At 64.8% G+C, this 21,153-nt stretch carries 12 protein-coding genes and 2 tRNA genes; 8 read left to right on the forward strand and 6 right to left on the reverse strand.

Features of this window, described 5'->3' with window-relative positions:
- Window positions 1-1,491: 1,491 nt before the first annotated feature.
- Together F7D09_RS06870 and gdhA are read right to left on the reverse strand one after the other, a co-directional pair.
- On the reverse strand, window positions 1,492-4,215 hold the full coding sequence (locus F7D09_RS06870; RefSeq protein WP_193312371.1) for a CocE/NonD family hydrolase: 2,724 nt from the start codon (window positions 4,213-4,215) through the stop codon (window positions 1,492-1,494).
- Window positions 4,216-5,238: 1,023 nt separating this feature from the next.
- The gene (gdhA, locus tag F7D09_RS06875; protein WP_152234669.1) at window positions 5,239-6,585 is read right to left on the reverse strand and encodes an NADP-specific glutamate dehydrogenase; all 1,347 of its coding nucleotides are present in this window, start codon (window positions 6,583-6,585) and stop codon (window positions 5,239-5,241) included.
- A gap of 668 nt (window positions 6,586-7,253) precedes the next feature.
- Here gdhA and F7D09_RS06880 point away from each other — a divergent pair.
- On the forward strand, window positions 7,254-7,703 hold the full coding sequence (locus F7D09_RS06880; RefSeq protein WP_152234670.1) for an MscL family protein: 450 nt from the start codon (window positions 7,254-7,256) through the stop codon (window positions 7,701-7,703).
- 749 nt (window positions 7,704-8,452) lie between these two features.
- On the opposite strand, the gene F7D09_RS06885 is transcribed toward F7D09_RS06880, so the two are convergent.
- Both F7D09_RS06885 and F7D09_RS06890 read right to left on the reverse strand, forming a co-directional pair.
- A tRNA-Ala gene (locus F7D09_RS06885) sits at window positions 8,453-8,525 on the reverse strand.
- Between the two features lie 85 nt (window positions 8,526-8,610).
- Window positions 8,611-8,684, reverse strand: a tRNA-Ile gene (locus F7D09_RS06890).
- A gap of 226 nt (window positions 8,685-8,910) precedes the next feature.
- On the opposite strand from F7D09_RS06890, the gene F7D09_RS11435 reads away from it, so the two are divergent.
- A complete protein-coding gene (locus F7D09_RS11435) occupies window positions 8,911-11,850 on the forward strand; it encodes a beta-N-acetylhexosaminidase (RefSeq protein WP_226836050.1) in 2,940 nt (979 codons plus the stop codon).
- 406 nt (window positions 11,851-12,256) lie between these two features.
- Window positions 12,257-12,907 carry a hypothetical protein gene (locus tag F7D09_RS06900; RefSeq protein ID WP_152234671.1) on the forward strand — a complete coding sequence of 217 codons (651 nt, stop codon included), beginning with the start codon at window positions 12,257-12,259 and terminating at the stop codon, window positions 12,905-12,907.
- 365 nt (window positions 12,908-13,272) lie between these two features.
- On the opposite strand, the gene F7D09_RS06905 is transcribed toward F7D09_RS06900, so the two are convergent.
- Complete coding sequence (locus F7D09_RS06905) at window positions 13,273-14,316, reverse strand: LacI family DNA-binding transcriptional regulator (RefSeq protein ID WP_152234672.1); 1,044 nt, start codon at window positions 14,314-14,316, stop codon at window positions 13,273-13,275.
- Window positions 14,317-14,627: 311 nt separating this feature from the next.
- Here F7D09_RS06905 and F7D09_RS06910 point away from each other — a divergent pair, with 311 nt between their 5' ends.
- The 4 genes from F7D09_RS06910 to F7D09_RS06925 all read left to right on the forward strand — a co-directional run bounded on the left by F7D09_RS06910 (window position 14,628) and on the right by F7D09_RS06925 (window position 18,437).
- On the forward strand, window positions 14,628-15,077 hold the full coding sequence (locus F7D09_RS06910; protein WP_152234673.1) for a PTS sugar transporter subunit IIA: 450 nt from the start codon (window positions 14,628-14,630) through the stop codon (window positions 15,075-15,077).
- 112 nt (window positions 15,078-15,189) lie between these two features.
- Window positions 15,190-15,462, forward strand: coding sequence for a PTS sugar transporter subunit IIB (locus tag F7D09_RS06915; RefSeq protein WP_152234674.1), 273 nt, complete (start codon window positions 15,190-15,192; stop codon window positions 15,460-15,462).
- A gap of 79 nt (window positions 15,463-15,541) precedes the next feature.
- Window positions 15,542-17,062, forward strand: a complete 1,521-nt coding sequence (locus tag F7D09_RS06920; protein ID WP_152234675.1) for a PTS ascorbate transporter subunit IIC — start codon at window positions 15,542-15,544, stop codon at window positions 17,060-17,062.
- 649 nt (window positions 17,063-17,711) lie between these two features.
- Entirely contained in the window at window positions 17,712-18,437 is a 726-nt protein-coding gene (locus F7D09_RS06925; protein WP_152234676.1) for a M48 family metallopeptidase, read from the forward strand.
- Window positions 18,438-18,855: 418 nt separating this feature from the next.
- On the opposite strand, the gene F7D09_RS06930 is transcribed toward F7D09_RS06925, so the two are convergent.
- Complete coding sequence (locus F7D09_RS06930; protein ID WP_152234677.1) at window positions 18,856-19,335, reverse strand: Dps family protein; 480 nt, start codon at window positions 19,333-19,335, stop codon at window positions 18,856-18,858.
- 389 nt (window positions 19,336-19,724) lie between these two features.
- On the opposite strand from F7D09_RS06930, the gene F7D09_RS06935 reads away from it, so the two are divergent.
- Window positions 19,725-21,107 carry a hypothetical protein gene (locus tag F7D09_RS06935; RefSeq protein WP_152234678.1) on the forward strand — a complete coding sequence of 461 codons (1,383 nt, stop codon included), beginning with the start codon at window positions 19,725-19,727 and terminating at the stop codon, window positions 21,105-21,107.
- Window positions 21,108-21,153 lie beyond the last annotated feature (46 nt).

Below are 21,153 nucleotides of genomic sequence, written 5' to 3' on the forward strand. Positions count from 1 at the left end.
GACCATGCCCCGCCCCCGCGCGCCCCGCAATTCGGACACCAGCTTGTAACCGGTCACACGATGGTGTATACTACCGTGTTAACGGTCACAAAAGACTGATGCCGGGTTCTGTCGGTGGTATGCGATCCACTCGCGTGCGGCCGAAGGAATCCGCGAACGAACAGACGGAAATCCCCCGTTCCGCCTGGATTCTCGGCGCTCTGCAATTGACGCATTGCAGAGCGCTTTCGTTTGTCGCAATCCCCCATCCATGACGCTCGATTCGTCTCTGCGACGAACTCGTTCCCCGCGATGCTGGGTGAACCGCCGACCGCGCCGAGGCCGATGAGCTTTCTCGCGAATCAGCCTTCGCCGGCCGCATTGGCGGCGACTCGTCATAAAACGTCGGCTGGGTATGAGGCTCGTGCAGAGTGACGGTGTCTCAAAGGCCGCTGCTGCCGGCGGTCTTGCTGACGGTCCGCTGATTCGCCGATGGTTTGAGCTTGTGACCGTGGTGCCGTCGGCTGCCTGAGTGGTGGTTTGAGGACATTCGGCGACTGACCCGCGCCCTTCACCACTGTGCGCCGCAGCGCGCGCAGAACCGTTTCGTCAGGCAACGCCGCGACCCGCAGACCGTGCAGAACATGGACCGCCGCCCGGCCTCTCCCCCGTTGTTGATTTCGGCTGATGTCCTTGCCGCCGGCGTGACACCGCGGCCGCCAAATGATACTCGCCATACCGTCTGCGCCGTTGCATAGGTTCCGTTCATGATTGCCTCCCGTGAGTCCGTCGCGGCCAATGCCGCACTCGACGGGAGGTATGTCGGGGAATCCGGCTGTTGGGATGTGAAACCGTGCGGCGACCGTTCACGATTTGCGCGGCCGAGCAAATCGTGAACGGCAAAGCGCACAAAACCACACATGCGCATGATGCAGAATGGCGGAATCAAGCGCTTGTGCATGTGCGAACGCACATGCGTCCGTTCACGATTTGAGGCCGGGAGAAAATCGTGAACGACCTCTGACCTCGCCATCCCTCGATGTCCCCTCCCTCTGCCTCGCGCATCTTCAGGTCGAAAACGACCGCCAGGAAAGCTCCCCCGATCCCCGACGCAGTCCATACAACAAGGCCGCTTCCGGAACATCTCGCGGATATTCCGACAGCGGCCTTCAAGAAGTGCGGATCCGAGCGCGCGACCTCCGCGGCATGTCATATGCTTCAGCGCCCAACGTCACGCTGCTCGCCCGAGCATAGTGACGCGTCGCTGAAATCCCTTGCAAATACTGGGTTTTCATACCTGTGTCACCATGCTCGAGCGAGCAGCGTGACATAGTGGGGCGCCTGGGCCCGATGGTGGTCAGAGTGCCCTGTCTGCCGGTCGGGCAATCCCAGCCGGTGGCTAGGCCGTTGCACGAGACAGCCCCTCCGGATCGTCCGTCCGGCTAGCCGCCTACGCGTGGGCTGGGTTGAGGATGCAGCCGGCCGACCGTCTGCTCGCGGACAGTGCGGCGGTCATTTCCGCGTGATCCGTCCGCGCTCGCGGACGCCGCGCAGCGCGACCGCGCCGCCCATCAGCATCGCGGCCATGACCGCCACGACGGCGGCCACGGAAGCGCCGGTCCGGGCCACGCCGTTCACGCCGCCGGCCTGATGATTGGCAGCCGGCTTGGTCGTGCCGCTACCGGCATTACCAGCGGCGCCAGCACCCGAGCCCGCACCAGACCCGGCCCCGGCACCCGGCTTCGTCTCCGCCGCAGCCGTCACGGTCACCGCACCTGCCGCAGACCAGGCCGACGCCGAATCGCCGTCCGTCAGCGCGCGCACGGTCACCTCATACGACCCTGCCGGCACGCCCTTGAACGTCGCCGTCAGAGTGTCGCCGTCCGTCTTCACGGTCAACGTCTTGCCGTCAGCCGCGCCGCCGTCGAGCCGCACCTCATACCCGGTCACGGCCACCAGCGGATCGTCGCCCGCCGACGTAGCCCACGTCACGGTCACGTCGCCGCCACCGCGCACCGGCTTCGACGTCGCCGAAACGCCGGTCGGCGCAGCGGCCGTCGCGCTCGTGCCCAGCGGCAGGGTGAGCCGCGCGTCGGCGGTCTTCACCGTGAAGTCGGACAGTGCGGTCTCGGCCAGACGCGACGACGTGTTGAAGATCACCAAACCCAGGCGATGCCCGGCCGGAACCGTGTAGTCGGTTGCGTACGCATCCCAGGAGATCGGGTAGTACTCGTTCACCGCGGTCGGGGTGAGCTTGGTCAGCGAATCCTTGTGCGCGGTGTTCACGTAACCACGCGTGATCACGTACGCGTCGGATGTCACCTTGCGTTCGGAACCGGTCGGCGAGCAGCCGTCGTCGTACTGGCCGACGCCGCCCACGCACAGCAGGTTGTTCGAGTCGTACTCGACGCTCGACAGTGCGGGCGTCGGCGTGATGCGCGTGCCCTTGCCGTAGTCGACGAGCGCGAACGAGAGGTTCGTGTCGGCGGCGCTCGCCTTGACCTTGAGCGACAGCTTCGGCGTGCCGGAGATGTGCGCGTCGGCGGTGAGCGGCTCGGTCAGGTACGCGAGGCGGTCCTCGGCGGGGATGGCCTTGGCGTCGTCGAGCGTGCGGCCGAGCTGGTCGGTCGACTCGTCGGCCGTGCCCTCGTCGACGCTGTATCCCTTGAACGACTCCTCGGTGCTGGCGGCCGAACCAGCCGCAGCCGTCGTACCGAGCGTGCCGGACGTCGACCCGTCAGCGGCCGCGCCGAGCGTGAGCGTCACGTTCTTCGCGTCCGGCGTCGGCCAGGACTGGTAGTCCTTCCACGTGCCGTCCGCCGACTCGACGGACGCCTGCGGCTCGTCCATGATGCCGTTCTTCACGCCGTACAGCCAGTAGTCGAACCACTTGTGGATGGTCGACCACCACACGTCGTGCCGGTAGTAGCTCGGGTTGTCGTGGCCGTCCTGCGTGACCCAGATCTTGCTCGGCACCTTGTACTTCTGCAGCAGCGCCCAGTAGTTGTCGACGTTGTTCATCTTCGTGTTGAGGTCGTTCACGCCCTGGATCACGAAGACGCTCGCCTTGAAGTCCTTGACCTTGTCCTCATAGTTGCGCTCCGCCCAGAAGTCGTTGTAGTTGCGGCTGGCGGCGTCCGCGCCCTTGTTCATCGAGTCCCAGTGGCCGGACGCGGCGCACTGCGCGTTCTGCTTGGCGTCGGTGACGAGCGAGTTGGCGAAGGCGTCCGGCTCCCACCAGTTGGCGAGCCGCGCGCCGTTGTTGCGGTACCACTCGTACTGGCTGCTGATGGACTCCTGCGGCACGATGGTCGTCAGGCCGTCCACGCCGGTCGCCGCGAGCGCGTTCGCCGCGGCGCCGTCGTACGAGCCGCCGATCGCGCCGATCTTGCCGCTCGACCACGTCGCCTTCTCCTCGTCGCCGGCCGACCGGTCGGTGAGCGAACGGTAGCCTTTCGTGCGGCCGTTCAGCCAGTCGACGACCGCCTTTTCGGAGGCGACGTCGTTCGGGCCTTCGATGTCGGTGCAGCCTTGCGACAGCGCGGTGCCTGTGATGTCAAGCATGATCCAGGCGTAGCCGCGCGGCACGAAGAAGTTGTCGAACTTGCCGCCGAACACGGTCTGCTTGCTGTTGGCCGGGTCGTTCATGTCCTCGTACTGCTTGGCCTGCAGTGCACCGTAGTAGGGGCTCGCGTCCATGATCGAGGGGATCTTCTTGCCGTTCAGCTGCGCGTCGCTCGGGCGGATGAAGTCGGCGCGCACGAGGTCGGTCTGGCCGTCCTTGTCGCTGTCGATGCCGGTGTCGATGTACACGTAGTCGCGCGTGGCGTCCTTGTAGTCATACTGCGCGGTGGTGCCGCCGTCGTAGTCGTATTCGGCGTCGCGGCGGGTCTTGGTCGGCGCGGGCGTTTCGCCGTCGTCCTGCGGCTTGGCGGTCGACTTGGTGGTTGCGTTGCCGTTGTTCTTGAGATAGTTGTCGGACAGCTGCAGACCGGTTTTGCCGTTCGCGTCGTTGCCGGGGCCGACGGTCAGCTGCGTGGGGGCGGATGTGGCGGCTGCGGGTGCGGTGGGCGCTGCGGTTGCTGTCGCCGCGGGGATTGCCATCGTGGTGCCGAGCATCGTGCAGGCGGCGATCAGCGACGCGGCGGCTGCGAGCCGGTTGTTGTGTTGGCCGTGTTGGCTGGTTTGCCGGCGGTTCGTGTGTTGCGGATTGCCGGGAGACTCAAGAGATCCCATGTTTCCTCCTCTGTTGCGGCGCTGGGTGTGGCGCGTGTGCGCTGAGGGGATGCGTCGTGTGTGGGGCGTTGCGAATTCGTGGGGCGTGGCTGGCTGACGGTGCGGTTGCTGGCAGTCGGGCCGCACCTGGCTGGCGCGCCGGGTCATTGACTTGGCAGGTTGCCCGCTGGTGGATTCGCGCGTTCCGGTTTTCTCCCTTCTTGGGGTCGGCAGTGTAGTGCGGGTCGCGTTTCCGGTGTGTTATCGCTGCCGTATGGTGAAACGATATAAATCGGAGTGGGGGGTGTTGTGCTGGGAGTGTTGTGTGGTTCGGCTTCGCTGATGTAGTCAGTTATGGCGGTATTGTCGTGTTTTGAGGCTGCGGGTTGCCGCTGCGCCCTGTCTTCGCTGAGATGTGGGTGTTTCGTTTTCGGGACCGTCGTCATGCGTGATACGCGTTTTGGCCATTTTCCAACGATTTCGCGTGTGCGAACATCGGACTGTCCTCGAAAACCGTCAAACAAAACACCCACATCTCGAAAAGTGTGCCCTCTGAGGTCGTTTTCAGGGTCATTCCATCGCACAGCGGGATTGTCGTGTGACGTATGCAGGGGGCGTCTTCCCGTCACTCTGCTCGCCCGTGCACGGTGACGCATCGTCGAAACCCCTTGCAAATACTGGGTTTTTGCGCCCGCGTCACTGTGCCCGGGCGAGCAGAGTGACGGGAGGCGTGCCTGTAGCGGTCTTGCCGTCGGCCCGGCCGCCGGTTCCGCCGCCGGGCCGGTTCCGCCGCCGGCCGGCCCCATGGACCACAGTCGGCAGACAAGCCGACCGCACGCGTGACGAGACGGTTCATACGCAACGGCCGCCGTCGGGGCGTAATCACCCCAGCGGCGGCCGTCCACATCAGTCGGTCATCGGCGTAATCGGCAGCCGGGCACTTAGTCGGCAGGTTGCCTTGCAGCCGATCGGCTGGGTGCGCTTAGTCGGCCGAGCCAGCTGCCCAAGCCGGCCATCCAGTCGGCCGACCGTATCACGCCAGCGTCACAGCACGCCCTGCGCGACCATCGCGTTGGCGACCTTCACGAAGCCGGCCGCGTTCGCGCCGAGCATGAGGTCGCCCTCGTGGCCGTACTCCTTGGCGGCGGCCAGCGACTCGGCCACGATCGTCTCCATGATCGACTTCAGCTTCGCGTCCACCTCGTCGAACGTCCACGACAGACGGTAGCTGTTCTGGCTCATCTCCAAGCCGGAAACCGCCACGCCGCCGGCGTTTGCGGCCTTCGCGGGGCCGTACAGCAGGCCGTTCTTCTGGTACACTTCGATGGCTTCCGGCGTCGACGGCATGTTCGCGCCCTCGACCACGACCGTGCAGCCGCCGGCGACGAGCGCCTCGGCCGAAGCGCCGTCGATCTCGTTCTGCGTGGCGCACGGCAGCGCGATGTCGCACTTGACGGTCCACACGCCCGAGCAGCCCTCGTGGTACTCGGCGCCCGGCACGCGCTCGGCGTACTCCTTGATGCGGCCGCGCTCGACCTCCTTGATCTGCTTGACCACGTCGACCTTGATGCCGTCCGGATCGTACACGTAGCCGTTGGAATCGGACATGGTGACGACCTTCGCGCCCAGCTGCTCGGCCTTCTGCGCGGCGTAGATCGCCACGTTGCCGGAGCCGGAGATCACGACCGTCTTGCCTTCGAACGAGTCGCCGCGCAGCACACGCAGCGCCTCGGCCGTGTAGTAGCACACGCCGTAGCCGGTGGCCTCGGTGCGGGCGAGCGAGCCGCCGAACTCGAGGCCCTTGCCGGTGAGCACGCCGGAGTATTCGTCGCGGATGCGCTTGTACTGGCCGAACAGGTAGCCGATCTCGCGGCCGCCCACGTTGATGTCGCCGGCGGGGACGTCGGTGAACTGGCCGATGTGGCGGCACAGTTCGGTCATGAACGCCTGGCAGAAGCGCATGACCTCGCCGTCCGAGCGGCCCTTCGGGTTGAAGTCGGAGCCGCCCTTGCCGCCGCCCATCGGCAGCGTGGTCAGCGAGTTCTTGAGGATCTGCTCGAAGCCGAGGAACTTGATGACGCCCTCGTTCACGGTCGGGTGGAAGCGCAGGCCGCCCTTGTACGGGCCGATCGCGGAGTTGAACTGCACGCGGTAGCCGCGGTTGACCTGCACCTTGCCTTCGTCGTCCACCCAGGCGACGCGGAACTTGACGATGCGCTCGGGCTCGACCAGCCGTTCCAGCACACCCGCCTTCTCATATTCCGGATGCTTTTCGACCACGGGCTGGATTGTTTCGAACACTTCGCGCACGGCCTGCAGGAACTCCGGCTGATCGCCGTCGCGCTGCTCGACCTGGGCGTAGACGCGCTTGACGTACTCGTCAGTGAGCATGGATACTCCTCTTTGGGTTTGGTTTACCGATAAGACGGTTTCATTGTAGGGGCGACGGCGTGGGCTGACAAGGGTTTTCCCGGATAGCGGCGGGGTGGTGCGGCGGCGCGGCGGCGGGGTGCGGCGGCGGGGTGCGCTGGCGGGGTGCGGACGTGCGGCGCGTTCGACTCCCCGGCGCAAGGATTTACGGCAATCAGCGGCGTCGTCCGTAATTTCTTGCGCTGAGCAGTTGTCAGCGCAAGGATTTACGGCTGGTGGTGCCATCGTCCGTAATAATTCGCGCTGAGTTGGCCGCAGCGCAAGAAATTACGGACGACGTGCGCGCGTCCGCGCTGTTCGGATACGGCCGGTTCCATTTGTTGAACGGACCGTACTCGTGGGGGTGTTGGAATACGGTCCGTCGATTATCGTCGACCGACCGTATCCGAGAGGTGGTTTTGAGTACTGTCGGTCGGGTTTTCTGACCGACCGTACTCGCGTGGTGCCGTTCGAGTACGTTTCGTTGGATATCGGTTGACCGACCGTACTCGGAATGTGCCGGTTGAGTACGGTCCGTTGATACTGTTGCCGGCCATAACCGGAGACGGAAGCCGCGGGGTCGAAAACAGGGACCGCGGCGCGGCCTGCGGGTAGGATTGGGCGTACGTCCCGGCGGCGAAGGAGCAAACATGATCGACGGATTCAAGAAATTCATCTCACGCGGCAACATGATCGACATGGCGGTTGGTGTCGTGATGGGCGGCGCGGTGACGGCGGTGGTCAATGCGATCGTCAACCATCTCATCAATCCGCTCATCGCCATGATCTTCGGCAAGCCGGACATGGACGGCCTGCTGGCGTTCACGTTCAACGGCGCAACCGTCTCGTTCGGCGCGATTCTCGGCGCGCTGCTCAACTTCCTGATCATCGCGGTGGCCGTCTACTTCTTCATTCTGGTGCCGATCAACAAGTTCCGTGACATGACCGAGGCGATGCTGGTCAAGGCGAAGCTCAAGGAGGCCGCGGACGCCAAGGCCGAGGCGGACGCGCAGGCCGAAGCCGCGCAGCCCAGCGCCGAAGAGCAGACAGTGGCGCTGCTCACCGAGATCCGCGACGAACTGGCGAAGCGCGGCGCGTGACGTTTGGTCGCCGTTCGCGCGGCGTCGGCGATTGGCCGGCGGGCAAGAGAAAAGCCCGGCGGGTTGGGCCGGGCTTCAACAGAGAAAGGAGAAGAGAAGAAGGGGGTTCAGTTATGGTTTTCGGCTTCCGGACCGCTTTCCCAGTGGATTGCGTTCCTTCCGTCGTTGACATCCATATAACCGCCTGATGCTTGGCGCAACGATGCGTTCGGCTGAAAATCCCGTGACAATCCATGCAGAGTTTGCCCCGAAAAACGGTTGCGCGGTTTCCGGAGGCCTGAATCTGGGCGGCACATGTGGCCGTTGGGGCGATTGCTGCCTTCCGCAAGATACACAATGTGCATCTTGCGGCAAACAGCAGGCAGATTGTGCGCCTTGAGGTACACAATCTAGTGTCATTGCATACAAGTTCTTCACAAATTTTCCCCAAGATACACATTGTGCATCTTGCGGACTCCGGGGATGCAGGATACGGGGCGGGACTCCGGGACTCCGGGGATGCGGGATGCGGGATACGGGATCGGCTCGGAAAGCGGTATTGCATCGGCTACAGCGCACTTAGCTAAGAAGTTAGCTAACTGGCACCATAACGGGACGGCCGGGCCGCATCGTCGCCGCCGAGTGCACCCTTCGTGCACCCCCCACGCGCCACTAGCCGCTCCAAAAACCCGCCAAATCAGCCGAAAATCGCCCGTTGCCCAGATAAACAAAAACCCTCGGAATCGTTGGAATTCCAAGGGTTTCATGAGTGGAGCATACCGGATTCGAACCGGTGACCCTCTGCTTGCAAAGCAGATGCGCTACCAGCTGCGCTAATGCCCCGAGCGCTTGCACGTCGCACGCCATCGGCGCGAGCCGCACGTAGGGAAAAAAAGAGCGGCTCAAATATGGCCGCTGATTTTTCCTGTGGGCCCGGGAGGACTTGAACCTCCGACCTCATCCTTATCAGGGATGCGCTCTAACCACCTGAGCTACGGGCCCGATTCGCACGCTTTCAAAAGCGCACAATCGACTAGATTACCAGAAAGCTTATAAACGTCAAATCGTGCGTGTCATCGGCGTGTCGCGCTTGATTGCCGCGCGCCTCCGCCGCCGTTCGACTACCCTGAAATGAGGTTTCATACCGCCGCCCGCGCAGGGACGGACGCCCGGCAGAACGTCGCCTGCCGCCCCGCTCCCGCGCAGCCGGCCGTCAGAAAGGGATACGATGCAGTACCAGTCCGATAACGGTTCCATCCAATTCGATCTCGTCCCCCAGCCGACTTCCGTCACGCTCGACCCTGCCGCGCCGCCCGTCGCGCTGCCGTCGCGCGACCGCATCGTCGAAAGCCGCGCCGTCGACGATCCGTCCGGCCTGCTCGCGACCCAGCTGGCCGACGACATCCAGGCGGTGACCGGCCTGCGCTGGGACGTCGCGAAAGACGGTCAGGCCATGCCGCCGGCCGCGTCGACCGGCCGTGGCGGCGTTGGTGAGCACGTTGCCGCCGCGCCGTCTGCCGCCGAAACGTCTGTCGCCGTTGCCGCCGCGACGTCCGCCGGCCTGCCGACTGCCGGCCTGTCGGCGTTCGCGTCGCCGCGTCACTGGCGTGCCTTCATCACGCTCACGCTGGACCCGGCCGGCACTCGGCCGCTTGCGTCGCCGGACTGCCGGCGTGCGGCGTCCATCGCCGCGCCGGCCACCCCCGTACCCGCCGCCGGGTCGCCTGACGTCGCTGAATCATCCGCCGCTACCCAGCCCACCCAAGCCGTCGCCGCGCAGGCCGCGCTTCCGCTCGCTCCAGCCGCAACCCCAGCCTCCCTCGCCCCGCAGTCGTACCGCCTGACCATCGCCCCGACCGGCGTCACCATCGTCGGCGCGGATGCGGCGGGCGTGCGCAACGGCGTGCAGACGCTGCGCCAGATCATCCGCCAGTGCGGCGCCGCGCTGCCGCAGCTCACCATCGAGGACCGCCCGGCGTACGCGGTGCGCGGCTACTATCTCGACGCCACGCGCGGCCGCGTCCCCACGCTTGCCTGGCTCAAGCAGTGGGCGGATCTGCTGTGTCTGTACAAATACAACCAGCTGCAGCTGTACATCGAGCACACGTTCATGTTCGACGGCCTGAGCGAGGCGTGGCGCGGCACGAGTCCGCTCAAGCCGGCCGACATCGTCGCGTTCGACGACTACTGCGCCGACCGCGGCATCGAACTGGTCCCGTCCGTCTCGACATTCGGACACCACTACATGGCGTTGCGCACGCGCGAGCTGCGCCGCCTCAGCGAGTTCCCCGAGGACGCCGACCGCGCGTACAGCTTCATCGAACGCCAGCGTCACCACACGCTCAACATCACCGAGCCGGACTCGCTCGCGCTGTCGCTGAAGCTGATCGACGACTATCTGCAGCTGTTCCGCACGCGCAAGTTCAACATCTGCGGCGACGAGACGTTCGACCTCGGCCGCGGCCGTTCGCACGCCGAAGCCGAACGCCGTGGCGTGGCGACCATGTACGCCGAATACGTGTCGACCCTGTGCGAGCATCTTTCGGAGCGCGGCTACGAGCCGATGTTCTGGGGTGACATCGCCGTCGAGCATCCCGAAATCCTCACTATGCTGCCGGCGAACGTCACGCTGCTCAACTGGCTGTACGCGCCCGCAATCGGCGACGACAAGGTGCGGCTCGTCGCGCAGTCCGGCGCCACGCAGTACGTCTGCCCGGCCGTGTGGTGCTGGAACGCGCTGCTGCCGCGGCTCGACGACGCGTGGAACAACATCTCGCGGCTCGCGCGCTACGGCGTCACGTACGGCGCGGCCGGCTACCTGGTGACCGACTGGGGCGACTACGGTCACGTGAACGACCCGCGCATGGCGGTGCCCGGCCTGCTGTACGGCGCGCAGGCCGCGTGGAACCCGCTCGCCGACGTGCGGTCGGGCGCGTGTGCGTGCGGCAGGGATGGTGCGTGCGGTTGCTGTGCGGCGGATGCGTGCGGTTGCGACGTTGCCGGTTGCACGTGCGCGGACGCGGCTGTCACGTCGGCGGCCGAACCTGTTGCGGCGACTTCGCAGACCGTGCCGTCGGCCGCTGTTGCCGCCGCCGCGCAGGACACTGTGACGGAGTGCGGCCGCGACGTGGACGGCATCGCCGCCGATGCTGCGGTGACAACACCCGGCGAGCCGGCTGACGACGAAACATTCGACGTCGGTGATGATCTGGCCGCAGCTGACCCAGCTGCCGCTGCCGACGCCCCGACCGCCGCGGCACCCGCCGGCGCGGTCGCTGACTCAGCCGCCCCCGCCACGAACCCGTCCAGTTCCGAAGGCGACGACTACACCGGCGGCACGGCAGACCAGTCGGCCGGCGCGCCTGACGGTCCGGCAGCTGCCGGCATCGTCGAGATGAACCGCCGCGTCGCCGCAGTCGAGTACGGCGACCGTTCCGGCGACCTGCTCGCCGCACTGCGCGACGCCTCGTGCCGCGTCGCGTTCGGCTTCGACGACATGGTCTGGTACTGCGAACTTGACGAGGGCGACGGCCGGTTCAACCGCGACGCCGCGTCCGCCGTGCACTTCAGCGTGCACGGCTTCCCGGGGAGGTACGCCGGCGAGTGGGGTGCGCGGCTCACGGCCTGCGAGGACCTTGCCGCCGCCCGGCGCACGGTGATGGAGGGGCTCTCGCCGCACATCGTGCGCGTCGGCGAGGCGAACGCGGCGTTGCGGGCGGACGCGCTGCGGCTGAGCGTGGCCGCCGCCCGCGCGTCGCGGCTGGGTTCGGCCGCGCGCGACCTGCCGGCGTTCTCGACCGCGATCGACGGGCAGCGGTGGTTCAACCTGGCCGGCCTGTGCCTGGCCGTGCGCGAGGGCGTGATGTCGTTCACCGACGTGGACGTGGCCGCCGCGACCGCGGGGCTGGTCGATGATGCCGTCGCGGGGCTTGGCGACGCGGGGCTTGGCGACGCGGTTGTGGAGCCGGTCGCCGTCCATGAACATGGAGCGCGTCCGGTTGCGGGCAGTGCGTTCGTGGACGGCAGGACGCTCGCGCGTGAGACGGCGCGCGGACTCGAGCGCTGGTTCGAGACGTATTGTGACGTGTGGCGTACGGTCAGCGCCGAATCGGAGCTGCGTCGCATCGCCTCGATCGTCTGGCGGATCGCCGACTTCCTGCGCGCCTGACGTCGGGTGTGGCCCGCGCGCGTCACCGTGCCCCGGTGATGTCACGTGGCTCGCCCGTCCTGCGTGATGCGGGTGTGGGACGGCCAGATGCAGCGCATCGTCGTCGCCCGCGCCGCCCGTCCCGAGTGATGCTCCCGCTGGCGGGAGCTGGACCGCGTAGCGGGACTGAGGGTGGTCGCCCGTGGTTGCGGCGTTTGACCTCGACGGTCCCTCCGCCGAGGGAGGGGGCCTGTGCGCGTCACCGTGCGCGGGTGCGATGTCACTCTGCACGGGTAGTGCGTCACCGTGCCCGCCCGTCCCGCGTGACGCGGATGCCCGACTGGAATGCGCTCTCGACACGCACCGAGAAAGTCCCCCCCCCGACGGATTCTGAAGGAGTTCGATATTGCCTATCAGAGGAGAGCATATGGCAAGGGGAATGAAGATGATGGCTGCGGTCGCCAGCGTGTGCATGCTTGCCGGCCTGGCCGCTTGCGGCGAACAGGCGACGAACGGGAACAAGACGGGTTCCAGCGGTTCGAGCAGCGCGAACGCGTCGGCTTGCGTGAAGCCCGAAGACGTGAAGTTCGGCAATGTGACTGGTGCGGCGGCCTCGCTGAGCGGCGAGAGGTGCTTCACCGAAGGTTCCGGCCATGTCGACAAGGCCGGCAAGGTGACTGTTACCATCACCGATGAGGCGTACAAGAACGATTACCTCGCCGCGGTCAAATACACGGTCAAGAACGACACCGATTCCACGCTGACCACGTCATCGACCGAATCGCCGGCGTACCCGGTGCCGGTGGTCCGGTCCGTCAGCCCGGATGCGTCGAAGTACTTCGATCTCGCCTCCACATCCATGAACAAGCCAGAAATCGAATCCGAAAGTCAGGAGGCTGATTTCGACAATGGCGACGTGACCATCCCGGCCCATTCGGAGAAGGAGCTGTGGGCGTACGAGCCGTACAAGAGCTCGGACGAGGATTCTCAGGGACTGGAAACGAACGCCACCGGCCTGTACGTTCTGGTCGCTGGCGCGGACACCCCTTACGTCATCTACAAGACCGTGAAGTTCTGAGCGGAGACTTGCGTATTCGTACCGGGGCGGATGTGCGATGAAGCGGGTGACGCTCCCCCAGTCGGCTTCGCCGACAGCCCCCTCCGCCGAGGGGGCCAAGGGAGTGGGATGATCGGCTTCGGCGGGTGACACTCCCGCTGGCGGGAGCTGGACCGCGTAGCGGGACTGAGGGTGGTCGCCCGTGGTTGCGGCATTTGGCCTCGACAGCCCCCTCCGCCGAGGGGCCGAGGGAGCGGGATGATCGGCTTCGGCGGGTAGCGCTCCCGCTGTCGGGCCACCCCACCCGCTTCGCGGGAGCCCCCGCCAGCGGGGCGAAATCATCACCTTTACCCGCTGCTCACCCCGCGCTCCCCGCGCCCCCGCGCCTAGCCTTCGTTGAAGGCGGTCATGTCGCTGGAGCCGAGGCGCGGGCTGCTGGTCGACTCGCGTTGCACGAGCTGCGGCGGGAACGCCACGTGCGCGGGCAGCCAGTGCTTGCTGCCGCTCACGTCGATGAGCCGCAGCGTCTCGTGCGCGATCAGGTGGCATGGCGGCCGGATCGAGGTCAGCGTGGGCCACGACGTGCCCGCCGCCGGCGTATCCCCCGACCCGATGATCTTCACGTCACCCGGCACGTCCAGACCCAGCCGCGCCAACGCCATCATCGCGCCGATCGCCACGTCGTCGCTCGCGCAGATCAGTCCGTTCGGCCGCGGCCCACGCCGTCCGAACAGCTCCATCGCGTCACGGTAGCCGCGTTCCGCCGTGCCGTCGCCGAACGTCGTCCAGCCGGGCTCGGTCATCATGGTCATCATGCTCACGCTGTTCTGGAACGTGCCGAGCAGCTGCGCCGCGTCGGACGAGTCGACCGCGCGGCTGAGGAACGCGACCGACGTCGAATTGTGCGCGGCGAGGTGCGAGAGCACGAGCTTCATCGCCGCGCTCTCGTCGACGCCCACCCAGTTCGTGTGCAGCGAAAGCGAGTGGCCGGATATCTGTACCAGCGGCACGTCGCCTACGTAGTCGTCGAGCGGCAGCGGCTCGCCTGCGTCGCTCGGCGGTATCACCGCAAGACCGTCGACGCGCCGCGCGAGCATCGCGTCGATGCGTTCCGCCTGCGTGGCCGCGTCCGCGCCGACGCCGATGAGCAGCTGCTTGCCGTCGTCGCTGACCATCGGCTCCAGTTCGGCGACCATGCGCGCGCAGAACGGGTCCAACGGATCGTGGATGACCAGGCCGATGATGTTCGTGGTGTCGCTGCGCAGGGCGCTCGCCGCCGCGTTCGCCTGATAGTTGAGCTGTTCCGCGGCCTGCCTCACTCGCCGGGCGATGTCGTCTTCCTTGTTGCGGCGGCCGGACAGCACGCGCGAGACGGTGGCTTTCGACACGTTCGCCTTGACCGCCACGTCGGTGATGGATGCCGCGCCCATGTTCGCCTCCTTGCTGCCTTCCGTGTTGCGGAATCGGGCTCTACCACTATACCCGGCTACGTCGGCGCCGTTTCTCCCGCATGTTCTCCCGCATTGCCTGCCGATGTTCGATTGACTGCGTCTGGCTGACGTATGCCGGTTGTGCAAGTGTCCAGTATACCACCGTTTCAGAAATTTTGAGAAATCGGTTTCCCGGCTTGACACATGGTTTCATGGGTGTATATTGATGAATTGAGAAACGATTTGCTCGCAACGGAGTCGACAAATCAGCAACCGCCCGGCGAAGGGCGGCGAGACGAAAGAGAGGCAGCATGGTCGCCGATATCGACGGGTTCCTTCCCGACAGCGCGTTTCTGCTGGACGTGCCCGCTTCCGATTGGAAGGACGCCATCCGACAGGCAGGCAAGGGTCTGGTCGCGGCGGGGTTCACCACCGACGCATACACGGATCAGATGATCGAGACGGTCGAGAAACTCGGCCCGTACATCGTCATCGCTCCCGGACTGGCCCTCGCGCACTCGCGTCCGTCCGACGCCGTGCTCAAGACAGGTCTGAGCTGGGTGCGCCTCACCAAGCCGGTCGAATTCGGCAACAAGGCGAACGATCCGGTCTCGCTGGTCATCGGCCTCGCCGGACACGACGAGAACGAGCACATCGCCGTGATGTCCGCCATCGCCGGTGCGCTCATCGACCCCAAGAAGACGGCCGCGCTCGCGGACGCCCCCACGCCCGAAGCCATCCGCGCCATCCTCAAGGGATGAGCGGCCGCTCGAGCGCAACGTCACCCACCATTCTCAACTCCCATAACTGAACATAACTGAACATCGATAACTGAACGTCCACCATCAAAAATCACGGAAGAAACGAGGAATCATGAACATTCTGTGCGTGTGCGGCAACGGCATCGGCACGTCCGTGCTGCTGAAGGTCAACGTCGAGTCGGTCGCGGCCGACCTCGGCATCGACGTGAACGTCACCACTTCGGACGCGGGCAGCGCCAAGGGCACCGCCAACATGAACGACCTGGTGCTCACCTCCGCCGAGCTCGCCCCCGAACTCGAGGGCACCACCACGCCCGTGGAGATCATCACGAACTTCATGGACACCAACGAAATCAAGGAAGTCCTCGAGAAGTACGCGGACTGAGCCGCGTGGGTGACGCCGCCGGAGTGGGCGGGCGTCGCCCAAGACATTCCCCAAGGAAGCAGTTAGAAAGAAGGGAATCATGAACGTAGTCGTTCAAGTGCTGAACTTCATCAGCCAGGAGATTCTGAACGTGCCGGCGTATCTGATCGGCATCATCGCCGCCATCGGCCTGATCGCACTGAAGCGCAGCGCCGGCCAGGTCATCTCCGGCGGTCTCAAGGCCGCCATGGGCTACCTGATCCTGGGCGCGGGCGCCACGGTCGTCACCTCGGCGCTGGCGCCGTTCGGCGACCTCGTGCTCAAGTCCACGGGCGCGCACGGCGTCGTGCCGACCAACGAGGTCATCACCGCGCAGGCGTCCAGCCAGTACGGCGCGTCGTCCGCGTACATCATCGTGCTCAGCTTCATCGTGATGCTGCTGCTCGCGCGCTTCACGCCGCTCAAGTACATCTTCCTGACCGGCCACCACATGGTGTTCATGTCCACGATGCTGGCCGTCGTGCTGTCCGTCGGCTTCGGCACCGACCACCAGCTGCTGATCGTCATCATCGGCGCCATCCTCATGGGCGTGATCATGGTGGTCATGCCGGCGTTCGCGCAGCCGTTCATGAATCGTGTGACCAACAGCGACAAGCTGTCCATCGGCCACTTCAACACGCTCGGCTACATCGTCTCCGGCGCCGTCGGCACCGCGGTCGGCAAGAAGTCCAAGTCCACCGAGGACATCAACTTCCCGAAGGGCCTGAGCTTCCTGCGCGACTCCATGGTCTCCACCACGCTGCTCATGGTCGTGCTCTACCTCGTGTTCTCCGTGTGGGCCGCGATCGTGCTGCCGGTCAAGACGCTGTTCAAGATCTTCCCGTCCGGCCCCGATAACTACGGCTCCTTCTTCATGGCCGCGTTCGCGCAGGCCCTGCAGTTCGGCATCGGCGTGAGCATCATCCTCTACGGCGTGCGCATCATCCTCGGCGAGCTTGTCCCCGCCTTCCAGGGCATCGCCAACAAGGTCGTGCCGGGCGCCAAGCCGGCCCTCGACATCCCGATCGTGTTCCCGTACGGTGCCAACGCCTCCCTGATCGGCTTCCTCGGCTCGTTCGTCGGCGGCCTCGTCGCCCTCGCGATCATCGCCGTGTGGCTCGGACCGGTCTGGGGCGTCGCCCTGATCCTGCCCGGCATGGTGCCCCACTTCTTCGACGGCGGTGGTGCCGGCGTGTTCGGCAACGCTACCGGTGGCCGTACCGGCGCGATCGTCGGCTCGTTCATCAACGGTCTGCTCATCACCTTCCTGCCGGCCGCCCTGATGACCGTCATGGGCAGCTTCGGTCTGGCCAACTCCACCTTCGGTGACGCCGACTTCTGCTGGTTCGGCACCATCACCGGCAACATGGCTCACCTCGGACCGGTGGGCGGCGCCATCTGCCTGCTCATCTTCGCCGCGGTGCTGTTCGCCGCCGCCTGGATCTGGCAGGTCAAGGTCGTCAACGCCGGATGGACCCCGGGCGCCAAGCACGCCGAGTTCATCGAGCAGGTGAAGGCCGAGGAGAAGGCCGCCAAGGAGGCCGCCCGCGCGGCCAAGAAGACCGCTGCCGCCAAGGCGTGAGTCTGGTCTCCGGCTGGGGTCTGATGGGTTTTGGGTCTTGATGGGTCGGATTTGGTGGTTCGGCCCGATGACCTGGCCCGGAGGCCTGAGTCCTGATAACTGAACAATGTCCCTCATCCCCCTGAGGAGATACGCGCCGGCCGGTGGCTGGCTGGCGGCCCTTACCTGGGTCGCCGGTCGGTCGCCGGCCGGCGTTTTTTGCGTTGGTGGGGTGTGATGTTGTGTGTCGGGGTGTGGCGTGAGTGGGGTGTGTCGGGGTGGTGACGCGTTAAGTGTTCCCTACCGTCACTCTGCTCGGGCGAGCAGAGTGACGCACGTTCGAAACCCCTTGGAAACGCTGGGTTTCCAGATGCGCGTCACTGTGCAAGGGCGAGCAGAGTGACGTGGGATGCTCCTGAGGAGGGGTTATTTGCGTCACTGTGCTCGGGTCGGGTGTCGCTGTGCTCGGGTTGTACGTCACGCTGTGCGGGTTGCTTGTCACTGTGCCCGGGTGCGACGTCACGCTGCTCAGGTCGTGCGTCACCCTGCCCGGGTGCGGCGTCACTGTGTGCTCGCCCGTGCAGAGTGACATCAGTATGCTGGCCTGGCCCACGTGACTAGGGAGCGCGACAAGGGGCGGGTGCCCCGACGCCGTGGCACAATGGCGTCTATGCCGAATCACCCATCCGCCCAGCCGGCCCGCCGCCCGGCCGCCGCTCCGGCCTCGCAGCCTGCCGTGCTGGAGGTGGACGGATTGACGTTGCACGTCACGCGCAAACCAATCAGGAATCTGTATCTGCGCATCAAACCGCCGACCGGCCGCATCGAGGTCTCCGCGCCGAAGCGTATGAGCGACCGCCACATCACCGAATTCGCGCGCGAACGCCACGACTGGATCATACGTCAACGGCAACGCATGGTCGACGACTACACGCGCTCGATGCGCGAGCTCAGTGCGCTCTCGCCCTCCGGGCAATCCTCGCCCGCGGGGCGCGCGATTCACAACCCCGCAGCCGACCGGCCGAACCCCAACGTCGCACCGGATCGCGCCGCCATCTGGACCGACGAGCGCAAGCACCAGGCCGCCGACGCCATCAATGCCGCACTGCCCGCACTGCTCGCCAAATGGACACCCGTCATCGGCCGTTCGCCGAGCCGCATCACGCTGCGGATCATGACCTCGCGCTGGGGGTCGTGCACGCCAAAGACCGGCCGCATCCGGCTGAACCTGCAGCTTGGTCTCATGGATCCGCGGTTCCTCGAGTATGTGCTCGTGCATGAGATGACCCACCTGTGGGCGAGCGGCCACGGCGCGGAATTCCAGCGGCGCATGAGCCTCTACCTGCCTGATTGGCGGCGGTTGCGGCGCGAACTCAACCGGCACGTCGTGTGGTGAGACGGTTTGAGATGCGAGCTGCGGCTTGAATGCTATTGGGTGGAGCCTGAAATCAAAATAATGCGACATATTGATTCACTGTGATGGGCTATTTGTCGCTATTGTCGCCGTCGTCTGCCCTATCCGGTGCCTTGGCTCGAGATGTGGGTGTTTTGTTTGGCGATTTTCGCGGATATGCAATGACGGAATATGTCCAAAACGGCGGAATGAAGCCGTTTCTTGATTTTAGTCTTGCGGTGATGTCGAAACCAAAACACCCACATCTCACGAATTGGGTTTCTTGGCGGCGTCAGGGCGGCCCCTTGCCGGCATAAAACAAGGCGGTGGATACTCGTTTGTCGAATATCCACCGCCTTGTTCTATGCCGTTCGGCGATTAAACGGCCCAAAGATCGCCCGCAGGCCCGCCGACCCTGTGCTCACGCGAGGTGCGAGCGCATGAACCACTGGAACTTCTCCAGCTCCTGCACGTGGTCCTGGATGATGTTGGAGCTGACCAGATCGAGCTCGTCCAGCTCGGCGATGGCCTTGCGGTCGTCGGCGATGAAGGCGTCGTAGTACTCGATGAGCGCTCCGAGATACTTTTCGGTGCCGGCGCGGCCCTCAAGGTCGAACGGCTTCCACGTGCGGGTGCGCACGATCGCGTCCGCGCGCCCGTCCGGCGTGCCGCCCAGCGTGGCGATGCGCTCGGCGGTCTCGTCGGCCTGTGCGAGTACGACCTCGACCTGCGGGTCGAGCATCTCGTGTACGGCGATGAAGTTCGGTCCGGTCACGTTCCAGTGCGCGTGCTTGAGCACCAGCGCGGCCTCCTGCTCCTGTGCGAGGCGGTTCTGCAGAATGGCGACGGCCTTCTCGGAGGCGGCTTCGTCCAGTCCGGGGACAATGAATGCAAGCGTCATGTTCGTTCCTTTCGACTTGCTGGCTCCTTGTGGGAGCCGGGTAGTCTCAACCTACCATGCCCACGCGATCGCCACCCGCGGGGTGCGTCCCGCGCCGGCGATCCGCGGTGTCGGTTGCATCACATGATCGCAGGCGGCCGCTCTCGATCGCACTGTCACAGCGTCGGCATCGCATAAGCGGAACCCTTTCTCGCCTACCTATAATCGGAGATAGCTGAGGAAGGATCCCGCATATGCATATGCCCCTTATGAAGTGTCGCTTGCGATTTCGCGCTTGCTCGGGAATTAGGCGCCTTGTATCGTTGCTGTTCGCCGCTTTTCTCGCATTCGCTTCCTGCTCTGTCCTCCCCCTGCCCGCGGCATCGGCGTCGGTGATCAAGGAAAACGGAATGACCGTCGTCTACGGAGACCCATGTTTCCGCGATTATCCGCCAACGGATTTCCTCGTAAGTCCGGATGGTTCCACGGCCTTTGTATTTACCGCAGGGCCGGTTTTGTGCGCAGTCGATACTGCGTCGATGAAGCCCAAGGCGGTGTCGCTCTCATGGCCGTTGACGGTTCCGGGCGATGACTATCAGCCTATGTTCACCGTGGACGGGTCTCGGCTGTTTTTCTCCGTCACGTATGCATCAGGCACCACAGGGATTGAATCGATAAATGTGCATAGCCTGACCGTGAAGGAATACCCGGAAAGCGCCTCCCGCACCATGGTTTCCAGCCCGGACGGGAAAACGTTGTATTCCATTGAGCAGAACACCTCGACGGCACCCAGTGATTCGAACGCCACGCTCATCGCCGTCGATGCGGCCAATGGTAGCCATTCATCCAAAACCACCATACGGATGGGCGGTCAATACGATCAGACGATACTGTCGAAGTATATAAAACCCTTGTCTGTATCGCATAACGCCCGGTATCTTTACGCATATTCGTCGGAGGAAGGTCTTCTTCTGTCCATTGACATCGCCACCGGCGCTGGCAAGGTCGTCACGGATGTCTCAGGGATGTCGTTTTCGGTCACCCGTGATTTTCGGATGATGTTTGCGACCGGTACGTCTGGTCGTGATATCAAGCAAATACAACTGGATGCCGGCACGGCGCAATCCGTAGATGTCGGCGGTTTGGCGGTCGTCCGGTCTGCGTCGGATGATGGCTCGCTGCTGCAGCTTGGCGACGGCAGACCTTCATTGCATGGCATGGGGAAGTCGGTGTTCGACGTGCGCTCGAAGCGGTTTATCTCATCTTTGGCGACCAATATCGCTCCTCTTCCGAGGCTGTCCGCCGACTATGTTTCGCCGGATGGGAAGCTGAAGGTGACCGTCACGACCGATTCTGGCTCGGACGGTGAGCCTTGGGATGGCTTGCTGCGCCTGTACGCCGGCAGCGAAGGATCGGGGAAGCCGGAGACAGAGCGGTCGCTGGATTTCGGCCGATTGCCGATGCGGTTGCGTACGCCGATGATGAAGTTCTCACCGGATGGGCAATCCATGTTCTTTCTCGCCATGTCGAACGATTCGAATACTGAATCATCCGGTTGCGGCGCGGAGGACGGGAACACATTCTCCTGTGCATCTACGCCGTCAGAGCATGATGAGGGAGTGTTCGCCAAGGCTCAAGTCAGCTGGCTGCTGCATCGGGATTCCTCTCAGCAGAACGATACCGTCGCGTCTCACCCCTCATGGGGAATATACGTGGTGCTGTTCCTGCTTGCTGTGTTGATCTCTTCCATCGCCACTTTGACGATATGGTATAAATTCGGCGGTCGTCGGTAGTGCGCCTCGCGCTGGTGGTCTGGTTCCGTCGCGGTGACGAGTAGTC

The sequence above is a fragment of the Bifidobacterium leontopitheci genome (assembly GCF_009193355.1).
In the GTDB taxonomy this organism is placed as follows: domain Bacteria; phylum Actinomycetota; class Actinomycetes; order Actinomycetales; family Bifidobacteriaceae; genus Bifidobacterium; species Bifidobacterium leontopitheci.